Genomic DNA, 12,298 nt, shown 5'->3' with positions numbered 1-12,298 from the left:
ATCAGCCCTGGGCGCGCTTGCCGCCGATCAGGTTGCCGAGTTGCTCGACGGTCGCGTCGCGGGCGGCGAGCGGCGCGCTGACCTGGCCGCCGGAGAAGACGACGATGCGGTCGCTGTAAGCCAGAATCTCGTCGAGGTCGGCGGAGATGAAGATGATGGCCGTGCCGTGCCGTCTGCGTTCCAGCAGTTGCGTCCAGACCCAGGCCGACGATTCGATGTCGAGTCCGCGCGTCGGGTGCTCCAGCAACAGCAGTGAAAGTTGCTCCGGCAGCAGCGCGAGCAGAGCGCGCTGCTGGTTGCCGCCCGAAAGGTCATCGACTGCGGTTGCGGGGCGGCCGCGAATGCTAAACATGTCGATTCGCTCGGCGGCCAGCGCTTCCGCGCGTTTCCAGTCCACGGTGAAGTCGTGGCTGCGGCGCGCCAGTTCAAAATGCTCCGTTAGATTGAGGCCCGGCACAAGCCCTTCATCCATCCGCCCGGCCGGCAAGTACGCAACGCCGGTACGCAGAAACTGGCTGTACGGTTTGCCGGCCAGCGACTGCCCACCGACGCTGATCTCGCCGTGCGAAGGCGTCAGCAGGCCGCCGAGCGCGCGCATGACCAGCCGCTGCCCGCTACCTTCCAGTCCGGCCAGCCCGATGACCTCGCCGGCCATGATCTCCAGGTTGACCGCTTCCACCGCCATGCGGTGATCGTGTACCGCCAGGTCCCGGACGGTCACGGTCGTTTGTGTGGCCGATAGGGCCGGGCGCTCCAGGCGTGGCAGTTCCTGGCCGAACATGAGCTGGACCAGTTTCTGAGTGGTGAACGGTCGCTCGACCTCGCCGACGACCCGGCCGCGGCGCAGCACGGTCACACGCTGGCACAGTGTCTCGGCGTCTTCGAGCTTGTGGGTCACGAGGATAATGCTCTTGCCCTGCGCCGCCAGTTTCTGGAGCGTCACAAAGAGCTTGACCTTCTGCACCTGCGAGATGCCGGTGGTCGGCTCATCAAGTATCAGCAACTCCGCGCCGCGTGCGAGCAGGCGCACGATTTCGAGTTGTTGACGCTCGCCGGGGCTTAAGGCGCCGGCCGGTGACTCCGGGGCCAGGGTAAAGTCAAACTGGCGCGATAGGTCCAGAAGCTGGGCGAGCGCCGCCGCGCGCGGCGGCAGCGTACCAGGCATGCCGAGCATGAAGTTCTCAAGCACGCTCAGGGTGGGGAAATCCAGCGGGTCCTGGTGGAGCATGCCGATGCCATGCTCCAGCGCCTCGAGCGGCGACCGGAAGCGCACGCTCTTTCCGTCCAGCACGATCTCGCCGCTGTCCGCGCTGATGAAGCCGGACAGCGCCTTCATCAGGGTGGACTTGCCGGCCCCGTTTTCGCCGAGCAGGCCGTGGATGATGCCCGGCTCGACGGTCAACGAGATGCGATCGTTGGCCGGCACACGGCCGAACGTCTTCGTAATCTCGCGCAGGATGAGGTGCATGCGATGTCGCAAATGACGCCGGGCGCCGGCATGATCTGCCGGCGCCCGGGCGATTGACAGACTGCTACTTGCTGGCTCCGTCCATGCCCTGCAGCAGTTGGGGCAGGAACCAGATCTGGTTGTCGGTGGCCTTCTCGCCGGCCTTCAGATAGACCGATCCGTCCTGCAACTTCAGCTCGCCCTTCCACAGGTCGATCGAGCCATCGGCCAGACCTTTGATGAACGCATCCACCTTCGTCTTGTTGTCGGCGGCGAGTGCCGGGCCGGGCACCCAGCCGACCGGGCTGGTGTCGGCGTTGTTGATGTCCTTCCAGTCCGGCGCAAGCCACTCGAACTCCGGCTTCCACGTCTTGGCGTTGTATGCGTTGGCCAGTTTCAGGTAGCCGGGGCCCCAGTTGAAGTAAGGCACGCCGAGGCAGACTGAGGCGGCTTCGTTGCAGGCGTCCCTGAAGTCGTACGGGATCGCCCAGACCTTCTTGCCGGCTTTCGCCGCTTCGCCGGCCTGCACCAGCGCCTGCGTCGTGTCGATGCCGCTCAGGACGACGTCGAAGCCGCCATTATAGAAGTCGTTGGAGACCTTCGTCGGGTCGAGTGTGACGCCGGGAATATTGAACCAGAAGCCGATCCAGCGGACTTCGAACTTCAGGTCGGCGGCCGGCTTGGCGCGCACGGTCGTCCAGCAATACTTGGCGCCGAGGAAGACGGAGGCAGCCAGGCGGCGCGTTTCGTCGTTGATGAGGGGGCCGAGGTAGCCGATCTTGCCGGTCTGCGAGGTCAGTGCGGCAGCGCACCCGGCGATCATCTTGCCGTATTCCATGCGGCCCATGTAGTTGCCGAGGTTGGGCGGGTTCTTCTTGGTCAGCACGTCGTCGCCGGAGATGTGCATGATCGTGACGTCGGCGTGCTTCTGCGCGTACGCGCGGGAATCGTCTTTGAAGTCGTCGGACGTGGTGAAGATAAGCTTGGCGCCCTGCTTCACCATGTCATCGATAACCTGTTCGAGCGTGGTGCCTTTGCGGTCGGCCGGGTTCACCTTGTCGAGCCAGACCATCTTGGAACCGGGGAGCTTCTTCTCCAGGTACAATCCGGCGTTGTAATGCGCTTCGCTCCAGCCGTGGTCGTCCTTGGGGCCGACCAGCACGACGCCAAACGTGAACGGCTTGGCCGCCGTCGGCGGGGTGGGGGTCGACGGGCTGCAGGCTGCCAGCAGCAGCAGGGCGAGCAGCGCACTGATTAGAAACAGCTTGCGAACCATGGGCGTTTTCCTCCGAATGGGACCGTGTCCCGAGTCTGACACGGGTTGAATCCAATGTGGGCGGGCTTCGCTACAGGTGTGTCGGTGCGCCTCCTCGTCCGTCTAGCGCGGACCGTCGACCATGGCCCGCGCAATGCGGTTGTGCTGCTCGATCACGGGGCCGAGTTCAATTGTCGTGAGATGCTGCTCGCGGACCACCAAGCGGCCGTTGACCATCACCAGGCTGGCGGTCTGCGGCGCGCAGAAGACGAGCGCGGCCAGCGGGTCGTGCCATGCGCCGGCATAGGCGAGTTGGTTCAGGTCGAACATCGCCAGATCGGCCGCCATGCCGGGCGCGAGCGCGCCGATATCCGTGCGGCCGAGCACCGCCGCGCCGCCGCGCGTGCCGAGTTCCAGCGCCTGGCGCGCGGTCAGCGCGGCCGGGCCATGCGTCACGCGCTGCAGCAGCATCGCCTGGCGCGTTTCGGCCAGCAGATGGCCGGAATCGTTGCTGGCGCTGCCATCCACACCGAGCCCGACCTTGACGCCGTGGGATAGCCAGTTCAACAGCGGCGCGACGCCGGACCCGAGGCGCATATTGGAGGTGGGGCAGTGTGCGATGCCGCTGCCCGACCGGCCGATGCGACCGATCTCCGCCGGGTCGAACCACACCCCGTGAGCGTACCAGACATCGTCGCCGACCCAGCCGACATCCTCGGCGTACTCGAGCGGGCGGCGGCCGAACTTCTCGAGACAGAACTGGTCTTCGTCGGCGGTCTCGGCCAGATGGGTGTGGCAGCGCACGCCATAAGCGCGCGCAAGTTCCGCCGACTGGCGCATCAAGTCGGTCGTGACCGAGAACGGCGAGCACGGCGCCACGCCAACGCGGCACATCGAGTACGGCGCCGGGTCGTGGTACGCTTCAATGGCCCGGCGCGTGTCGCGCAGGATCGCCTCTTCGTTCTCAGTGACCCGGTCCGGCGGCAGGCCGCCCTGCGATTCGCCTAGCGACATGCTGCCGCGCGTCGGGTGGAAGCGCACGCCGATCTCTTGTGCGGCGCGAATCTCGTCGTCGATGCGCGCGCCGTTCGGGTAGATGTAGAGGTGGTCGGCGACTGTCGTGCAGCCGCTCAACAGCAGCTCGCTCAGACCGGTCAGCGCTGAAATATAGATAGCCTGCGCCGTCAGATTGGCCCAGATCGGGTAGAGCGTGACCAGCCATTGGAAGAGCGTGCCATCCTGCGCGCCGGGCACCGCGCGAGTCAACGTCTGATACAGGTGGTGATGGCAGTTGATCAGGCCGGGGATAATGACATGATCGCGCGCATCGATGGTCTCGTCGGCCCCGGATGGCAACTCAGACGTCGCGCCGACCTGCTCGATCAGATGGCCGCGCACGAGGATTGCGCCGTCTCGGATCTCGCGTCGCCGGTCATCAAACGTCGCGACCAGATGGGCGTGGCGGATGAGCGTGGTCTTCACAGCGCCATTATAGCACGCCGAGGTCGTAAAACGGTTACTTGGCGCAGCAATTCTCAATTTGGCTTTGGACGGGTACTTTTCAACGCCGCTCGCGATGCGCTGGCCCGCCGAAGAAGTGGCGCTGCCCTCCCCCCGACCCCCTCCCAACGAAGTTGGGAGGGGGCGAGATTCATAGGGGATTGACGCGGCGGCGCAGCCGCCGCGCACCTCCCCGTTAGCTTTTCCCCTTCTCCCCCGCGGGGGAGAAGGGGCAGGGGATGAGGGGGCATAGTGGCAGCCGACTCCAAAATGAGAATTGCTGTACTTGGCGAGACTTTGCCGCCAAACTGTCGGGCACACCGGTTTGGCGCAATGTAGGGGCGCATCGCGATGCGCCCGCGGGCCGGGCGGCCGAGCATCGCACCCTTTGGGGTGTCGCGAACTGTCCCTACGCTGACGCCGATATGCGACAATTCCGCCAGTTGTGCGTAATACCCCTTGGCGAATGTGGCTAGAGCCAGCCTTTGCGGCGATAGAATATCAGCATTCCAACGGCGCTGCCCAGCATGGTGGTCATGGCGACCCAGAATATGATGTCGCTGTCGAACGGCAGGTGCTGGAAGTTCATGCCGAAGAACCCAGTCACAAAGGTCAACGGCATGAAGATGGTCGTGATGATCGTCAGGCGCTTCATCACGTCGTTCAGATTGTTTGACACGCTGGAAAGATAGGTGTCGAGCGCCGAACTGGCAAGGTCGCGGTAGGTGTCGATGATGTCGTAGAACCGCACGACGTGGTCGTACACGTCGCGCATGTAGACGAGCGATCGCTCATCGATCAGCGGGTAGCGTCGGATGAGCAATGCGTTGAACACCTCGCGCATCGGTCCGAGCGTCTTGCGCAGGAAGACGAGGTCGCGCTTCAGCGTGAAGATGCCGGATAACTGGTCGCGCGTCGCGACATTGACGATCTGGTCTTCGAGATCGTCGACCCGGTCGGCGACCTCGTCGAGGACCGGGAAGTAGGCGTCGACGGCCAGGTCGCCGAGCCGGTAGAACAAGAACGATGTGCCCCATTCGCTCAACTGGAAGTTCTTGGACTGGATTTCGACCAGCGCAGTGATCACGGAGTTCGGCGTGTCGTGGACCGTGACGAAATAGCGCTCGCTCAGGAAGACGTGGATTTCGTCGCTGGTCGTCTCGTCGGCGTTGACGATCGGCGTGTGCAGCGTGATGAACAGGTACCCGTCGTAGTCGCTGATCTTGGCGCGCGCGTCGTGCTGGCGGCAGTCGTCAATGGTCAGCGGGTGGAAATGAAACGACTGCTCCAACCAGGCGAAGTCGGCCTCGGACTCGGCGATCACGTCGAACCAGACATGGCCGCCGGGCGCGGAAAGAAGGGCGAGTCCTTCTTCGACAGGCACCGCGCGCGCTTCGTTCACGCGCCCGTTGGCGTCGGTCCGGCGAGCGTAGGCGTTGATCATGTGGCAACTCCCAGTCGGCGTGCGACCGCCAGCACATCGTGCACGCGCGCGATGTGGTAGTCAAATGTCGGGCCGGCGTACGGTGCATCGCCAACCAGAATCGACGTCATGCCGGCGGCGCGCCCGGCTTCCAGATTGACCGGGCTGTCTTCCAGCAGCGCAACCTCCGCGCCGGGCACGCCCAGCGTGGCAAGCGCTACCTGATAGGGGCGCGGGTCGGGCTTGCTGATATAGTTGAAATCTTCCAGTCCGAACACGCGCGTAAAGCGCCGCGTGATGCCCAGCGCCTCCACGACGTTGATACCGTGCTGCCGCGTGGCGTTGGTAAACAGGCACTTCTCGACGTTGATCTGCCCCAGGATAGCGTCGAGTTCGGAGTCGGGTTGCAATGCCTCTGAGACCGGCACATCGTGGACGTAGGCGAGGTACTCGTGAACGTTGATGTGGTCGTTGATCATCAGGCCGCGCGTCGCCGTGCCGTATTCCTTGAGGTAGCGTTCGCGAAGCGTCATCGCCTCCGGGCGGCTCAGTCCCAGGTAGTCGATCATGTACTGGATGATCTTGTTGCGGATCATCGGGAACAGTGAGGATGAGCGCGGGTACAGTGTGTCGTCCACGTCAAACAGAATGGTCTTGATCATCAAAGCTCCGGTATCGCTATCTTTGCGACGCTCAGGTGCGTTCGCCGGCCGTGACGAGCGCGATGCCGCCGAGTACCACCAAACCGCCGATCAGCACGACAGCCGGCGGCTGCTCGCCCAGGATCAGCGCGGCCAGCAGAGTCGAGCCGATCGGTTCACCCAGCGTCGCCACGCTGACCAGTGTGGCACTCAAATGGCGTAGTGCGAAATTGTACGCAGAATGACCTAGCAGTTGCGGCACCGCGGCCAGCAGCACGAACATCAGGTACGTTTGCGCCGAGTACCCGGTCAGCGGCAGGTTGCCGGCCAGCACCGCCGCCAGCAGAGCCAGTGCCGCGACGGAATAGACGGTCGCGATATACGGAACGAGCGTCAATTCGTGGCGCAATCGCCGGCCCAGCAGAAAGTATCCGGCGACACTCCATGCTCCGACGAGCGCCAGCAGGTCGCCATACAGGGCGTTGCCACCCAGCGTCAGATCACCGCCGCCGATCAGCGCGCCGCCCGCCACTGCGAGCGCAATGCCGGCGACGGTGATACGCTTCAGCCGCTCTCGCAGCAGCGCGACCGAAGCGAGCGCCACCCAGACCGGCGACGAGGTCACGATCACGACCGAACTGGCGACCGATGTGTACTGCAGCGATGTGATCCAGGTACCGAAATGCACCGCCAGCATCAGGCCGGACAGCAGCGCCCATCCGAGCGCGCTGCGCGACAACCGTCGCATTTGCGCGCCGTCCCGCGCGGCCGCGACCGGCAGCAGCACGAGCGACGCCAGCCCGAGCCGAAAAGCGGCAATGACCAGCGCCGGCGCGTCGGCCAGGCGGATAAAGACGGCGGCAAACGCCGTGGCGATAATGCCGCCCAGCAGGACAAGGTATGCGTTCAATCGGTCAGGGAGCGTTATGGTTCAATATGCTTCGCTCAGGTTCAGGGCGCGACTTCAGGCTCCGGGCACGCGCTGCCAACCGGCGAAAAAACGGAAAACGTGATCACGCCAGATCACGTTTTCCGCAGGCATGGCAACCGGTAGTCGCTACGCCGCCAGCTTCAGCGACTCCATGATGGCGCGAATCTTGGCTTTCGCCTCGTCGCCCAAAGGCAGGATCGGCAGGCGCGGTTCGCCGCCCTCCCAGCCCATCACGTCCATCGCGTACTTCCAGCCGGCGATGCCGAACGCGCTGAGCTTCTGCTCCGCCGCGCGGACCTCCTTCTGCTGGGCCAGCGCGGAGGCCGTATCGCCGCGCTTGAACGTTTCGTATATCCCTACGTAGGCGTGGCCGAGCGGGTTGCCCGCGGCCAGGATGCTGCCGCGCCCGCCGACAGCCAGCGTCTGGTACAGGATGCGCGCATTACCGGTGAAAACCGCGAAGTTCGGGTCGGTCAGTCGGATCGTGTCGAAGATCTGCCCGGCATCGCCCGCGCTGTCCTTCATGCCGACGATGTTCGGGTGGCCGGACACGCTGGCGACGAACTCCGGCGAGATGTTGTACGCCGTGAAGCCCGGCACGTTGTAAACCAGCACCGGGATCGGCGAGGCGTCGGCGACGTCAAAGTAATACTTGCGCTGGGCGTCTTCCTTGCCGCGCGTGTAGTAGACCGGCGTCACGACCAGCACGCAGTCCGCGCCGAGCGACGCGGCCTGCTTGCAGTAGCGGATCGTCATGCGCGTGGTCTCGTGCCCGGCGCCGACCATCATCGTCTTGTTGGCCGGGATCGCCGCGCGCGCGCCTTCGATCAGCTTGCCGCGCTCGGCTTCGTCCATGTACTGGAACTCGCCGGTCGAGCCGAGCACCAGGTAGCCGTGCAGTCCGGCCTTCTCCCAGCGCGCGACGTTCGCCGCAAAGCGCTTGGGCGAAGCGTTGCCGTCGGCGTCGTAGGGGGTGACGCAGGCGGGGAAAACTCCACTTAGATTCAGGGCCATTGATTTCTCCTCGATTGAAGTTGGTGACTTTGGTATGGCGTGCGTTATCTATCGCCGGAAGGTGAGGGAACGAACCCCTCGCAGACCAGCACCGGCAGGCGCGGATAGCGCGGGAAACGTGCATCCTGCACGTTTAATGCGCACAGCCAGAAATGGCTGCCTTTGGTCGATTCGATCACGCGATGGTGGGCGCAGAGCGCGCACAGACCGACCGGGTCGAGCGGATACGGGCGTCCCGGTTTTTGTTCCACGGGCATTAGACTCTATCTGAAATAGCGACGTAGCATCGTAAGCCTGTCGAAGCATGCGGTCAAAGCACTGGTACTAGCCACTTTTCCGCATGCTCCGACAAGCTCAGAATGGTGGATCCCTTATTTCGAATAGAGTCTATTATATACCGGCCTGCCGACCGGCCGCAACCGAGGCCGACTGGTGATCGCCCACATCTGCGCGGATGTCGCGCCTCAAGACCTCGCGGGTATTCAAAACCCGCGAGGTCTGGTTGATATGGGTAGTCACCAGGGGCAGCAGAGTCTGGACTAAAACGTGAACAGGTGCAGTCCACCGGTGACCGGAACGGCCGCGCCCGTGATATAGCGCGCTTCCGGCGATGCCAGGAAAACGACCAGGGTCGCAATGTCGCGCGGTTCGCCTTCGCGGCGCATCGCCACGCGCGCGCGCATGCGGTCGCGCATCGCATCCGGGATCTTGCCGAACGCCTCGGTGCCGATGATGCCGGGGACAATGGCGTTGGCGGTGATGCCGTGCCGCGCGCCTTCGAGCGCCAGCGTCCGCGTGAAGCCGATCAGCGCGGCCTTCGTCGCCGCATAGCTCGCCTGGCCGAAGCCGCCCATGGTGCCCGCCACCGACGCCATGCTGATGACGCGTCCCCACTTCTTGGCCATCAGTTCGGGCCAGAGCGCCTTGGTCACGTTATACGCGCCGGTCAGGTTTACCGCGATGTCGCGATCCCACAACTCGTCCGGCATGTCCTGCACCTGCGCTGTGTTGTCGAGCGTGGCCGCATTGTTGACCAGGATGTCCGGCGCCGCGCCGAACTCCTGCTTGATGCGCTGGATCATCGCCTTGACCTGCGCGCGGTCGCGCACATCGACTTTCAGCGCAAGCGCATCGCGCCCCATGGCGCGCGCCATCTCGGCCGTGTTCTCGGCGCCCGTCTCGTTGACGTCCGCCGCCACGACGCGCGCACCGGCTTCGGACAGTGCGAGACAATCGGCGCGACCCAGCCCTCGCGCGCCGCCGGTGACCAGTGCAATCTTGCCGTCCAGTGAGAACATCTCGCCTCCGCTCTACTTGTTCAGGCTGAAGCCATTGACTTTCCAATCGGCGCCGATGCGCTCGAGCTCGACGAGCACCGGTCCCGGCGTTTTTCCGAACAGGGCTGTCCCGGTGACGGTGGCGCTTGTCGTGCCGGCGCTCACGGTGCTGACGCCGTCCACCTTCAACGGGCCGTTGGGTTGGCCTTTGGCCGCCGAGATCGCTTGTCCGAGCGCCGTGGCGCTACCGACCTGCCGCTGCAGCGCCGGCGTACAGAGCGCATAAGCGTCGGCCCAACTGCCGGCCTGGACCTTCTGCACGAACGCTGCGGCGGCGGTCGCCGCCTTGCCCTGATCGCGGCTCAGGCTGCCGAGCGGAATATTGGGCGCGTCCGGTGACGGGTTGAGGAGATTATCGATCGTCCCGTTGGAGACCGCCCACGCGCCGACAGCTATCACGGCGCAGAAGCAGCAGGCGCACAGCAGGAGCAGGGGCAGGCCAATCAGTAGCAGGCGATTGGAGGTCAGACCGCTGCGCGGGGGCGCCGGCGGCAGGGAATTTCTAGGTGCCAAGCGGTATTTCCTTGAATTTGATCTGGTCGTGTGACCGGCAGCGGCGACACTAACAATCGACATACTGCCAGACGATTATACGCGATGTTGCTTCACACGCTTAAACCAAAACGCACGCGCGGAGCCGTCTTATTCGGTCGACCGACACCGATCAAAGCGCGGGGCTTTTTCAAAATCGAAGTCCAGACGGCCCCTTCCCAACCTTCCCCCGTTCGCACACGACGCGAACAGGGGAAGGAGTGGATCCCCTCGCCTGCGACGCCGTTTTTGCGTCGCGGGCGAGGGTTAGGGAGAGGGCAAAGCCAACTCTGGAAATGCCCTGCAAAAGGCACGAAGGCGGCCGCGGCACGATCGGTTCGTGTGCTATAATGCCAGATACGCTCCTGCCGAGCGCCCACCTATGCCCATTCATGTTCTTTCTGATCAATTGGCGGCCCAGATCGCGGCCGGCGAGGTTATTGAGCGGCCGGTCTCGGTCGTCAAGGAACTGGTCGAGAACTCGATCGACGCCGGCGCGACCGACATCCGCATCGAGATTCGCGACGGCGGCAAGCGGCTCATCCGCGTCGCCGACAACGGCACCGGCATCCCGTCCGCCGAGGTCGAGCTGGCATTCGTACATCACGCGACCAGCAAACTCGATTCGAGCGATGACCTGTTCGCGATCCGGACGCTCGGCTTTCGCGGCGAGGCGCTGCCGAGCATCGCCGCGGTGGCGCAGGCCACGATGCTCACGCGCGCTGCGCTGGAGGAGGCGGGCACCGAAATTCGCATCGTCGGCGGCGCATTGGAGGGCCGCGCGCCACACGCCGCTCCGATGGGCACGGTGATCACGGTCGAGAACCTGTTTTTCAACATCCCGGCGCGCCTCAAGTTCCTGAAATCGACGACAACCGAGGCCGGGCACGTCGTCGATCTCGTCAATCGTTACGCGCTGGCCTACCCGCATGTCCGGTTCAGCCTGCAAACCGAGTCGCGGCAGGTGTTCCAGACGTCCGGCAACGGCTCGATGCAGGATGTGCTGATCGCGGTCTACGGCCTCGACACGGCGCGCCAGATGATCGAAGTGGCCGCGAACATGCCCGGCGCGGACGGCGATGGCGTGGCGACAACGGTCAGCGGCTACACATCACTGCCGGCGCTGACCCGCGCGAACCGGTCGCAGATGGTCTTCTTCGTCAACGGGCGCTCCGTTCAGGACCGCAACCTCAACTTCGCCGTGACAGAGGCGTACCACACGCTCGTGATGGTCGGCCGTCACCCGTTCTGCATTCTGCGCATCACGCTGCCGCCCGACGAGGTCGACGTGAACGTGCACCCGACCAAAGCCGAGGTGCGTTTCCGCGACTCGCACGCGATCTTCAGCGTCGTACAGCGCGCGGTGCGCGCCGTACTGGTCTCGCACCAGCCGGTACCCGACATGCCGATGGCCGGCCAACCATCGTACGACGGCGAGCGCGTAGTCGATACGCCGCTGTCGCCGCTGCTGCCCGTCCCGCCGGATTACCCGCCGCGACCGGCCGGGCCGCACCTGTGGACGCCGGAGCTCGACGGCGCGCCGCGACCACTACTGCCCGACGTGCCGCGGCAGACGCCGTTGCCGTCCGACGAGCCGCTGCCGATGCTGCGCGTGCTGGGCCAGGTGGCGCGCACGTACATCGTGGCCGAGGGGCCGGAGGGCATCTTCCTGATCGACCAGCATGCTGCGCACGAGCGGGTATTGTACGAGCAGTTCAAGCACGAGCATGCGTCGCACGCCCCGGTCGGTCAGTCGCTGCTGGAGCCGCTGACGCTCGAACTGACCGCGCGCCAGGCGACACGGCTGGAGTCGCAAATTGACCTGTTCCAGCACGTTGGTTTCCAGCTTGAGCCGTTTGGCGGTAGCATGTTTCTCGTGCGCGCCGTGCCGGGCATCTGGGGCGAGGGCGATCCGCGCCAGGCGCTGGCCATCATACTCGACGAACTGGCCGACGAACGCGAATGGGGCCACGGACGGGTGGCTGGCCCGATTGACGAAGCACGCGAGGCGCGGCTGATCGCGTCGGTCTGCAAGCAGGCGGCGATCAAGGCGGGGCGACTGCTGGCGCCGGCTGAAATGCACGAGTTGATTCGCCGGCTGGAAAGTTGCCGGTCGCCGCGCACCTGCCCGCACGGCCGCCCGACGATGATTCGCCTCGGCCTCGACCAGTTGTCGCGCGAGTTTGGCCGCATCTAACGCTGCCCTTCGGGAGAACAGC

Annotated in this window: 11 protein-coding genes; 1 reads left to right on the top strand and 10 read right to left on the bottom strand. The window is 64.8% G+C overall.

Annotation, left to right across the window (positions count from 1 at the left end; translation table 11 throughout):
• Nucleotide 1: 1 nt before the first annotated feature.
• From HZB53_14335 to HZB53_14290, 10 genes are all read right to left on the bottom strand, one after another.
• Complete coding sequence (locus tag HZB53_14335) at nucleotides 2-1,468, bottom strand: ATP-binding cassette domain-containing protein (protein ID MBI5878825.1); 1,467 nt, start codon at nucleotides 1,466-1,468, stop codon at nucleotides 2-4.
• Nucleotides 1,469-1,532: 64 nt separating this feature from the next.
• Nucleotides 1,533-2,723 carry a BMP family ABC transporter substrate-binding protein gene (locus HZB53_14330; GenBank protein ID MBI5878824.1) on the bottom strand — a complete coding sequence of 397 codons (1,191 nt, stop codon included), beginning with the start codon at nucleotides 2,721-2,723 and terminating at the stop codon, nucleotides 1,533-1,535.
• Between the two features lie 102 nt (nucleotides 2,724-2,825).
• Nucleotides 2,826-4,235, bottom strand: coding sequence for an 8-oxoguanine deaminase (locus HZB53_14325; protein MBI5878823.1), 1,410 nt, complete (start codon nucleotides 4,233-4,235; stop codon nucleotides 2,826-2,828).
• A 439-nt stretch (nucleotides 4,236-4,674) separates the two neighbouring features.
• Entirely contained in the window at nucleotides 4,675-5,646 is a 972-nt protein-coding gene (gene corA / locus HZB53_14320; protein MBI5878822.1) for a magnesium/cobalt transporter CorA, read from the bottom strand.
• Complete coding sequence (locus HZB53_14315; protein MBI5878821.1) at nucleotides 5,643-6,287, bottom strand: pyrimidine 5'-nucleotidase; 645 nt, start codon at nucleotides 6,285-6,287, stop codon at nucleotides 5,643-5,645. The genes corA and HZB53_14315 overlap by 4 nt, the downstream gene beginning before the upstream one ends.
• Before the next feature lie 31 nt (nucleotides 6,288-6,318).
• Nucleotides 6,319-7,176 (bottom strand): DMT family transporter, encoded by an 858-nt coding sequence (locus tag HZB53_14310; protein MBI5878820.1) that lies wholly within the window; start codon nucleotides 7,174-7,176, stop codon nucleotides 6,319-6,321.
• Between the two features lie 147 nt (nucleotides 7,177-7,323).
• The gene (locus tag HZB53_14305) at nucleotides 7,324-8,211 is read right to left on the bottom strand and encodes a dihydrodipicolinate synthase family protein (protein MBI5878819.1); all 888 of its coding nucleotides are present in this window, start codon (nucleotides 8,209-8,211) and stop codon (nucleotides 7,324-7,326) included.
• A 44-nt stretch (nucleotides 8,212-8,255) separates the two neighbouring features.
• Entirely contained in the window at nucleotides 8,256-8,468 is a 213-nt protein-coding gene (locus HZB53_14300) for a hypothetical protein (GenBank protein MBI5878818.1), read from the bottom strand.
• A gap of 282 nt (nucleotides 8,469-8,750) precedes the next feature.
• Nucleotides 8,751-9,509 carry a 3-oxoacyl-ACP reductase FabG gene (gene fabG, locus HZB53_14295; protein MBI5878817.1) on the bottom strand — a complete coding sequence of 253 codons (759 nt, stop codon included), beginning with the start codon at nucleotides 9,507-9,509 and terminating at the stop codon, nucleotides 8,751-8,753.
• 12 nt (nucleotides 9,510-9,521) lie between these two features.
• A complete protein-coding gene (locus HZB53_14290) occupies nucleotides 9,522-10,061 on the bottom strand; it encodes a hypothetical protein (GenBank protein MBI5878816.1) in 540 nt (179 codons plus the stop codon).
• A gap of 400 nt (nucleotides 10,062-10,461) precedes the next feature.
• Between HZB53_14290 and mutL the strand changes: the two genes are divergently transcribed.
• Nucleotides 10,462-12,276: a DNA mismatch repair endonuclease MutL gene (mutL, locus tag HZB53_14285; GenBank protein MBI5878815.1), complete on the top strand. Its 1,815-nt coding sequence runs from the start codon at nucleotides 10,462-10,464 to the stop codon at nucleotides 12,274-12,276.
• Nucleotides 12,277-12,298 lie beyond the last annotated feature (22 nt).

The sequence above is a fragment of the Chloroflexota bacterium genome (genome assembly GCA_016235055.1).
Lineage (GTDB): Bacteria > Chloroflexota > Anaerolineae > JACRMK01 > JACRMK01 > JACRMK01.
The sequence above is the reverse complement of the archived record's forward strand: the minus strand, read 5'-3'. Positions and strand labels throughout refer to the sequence as shown.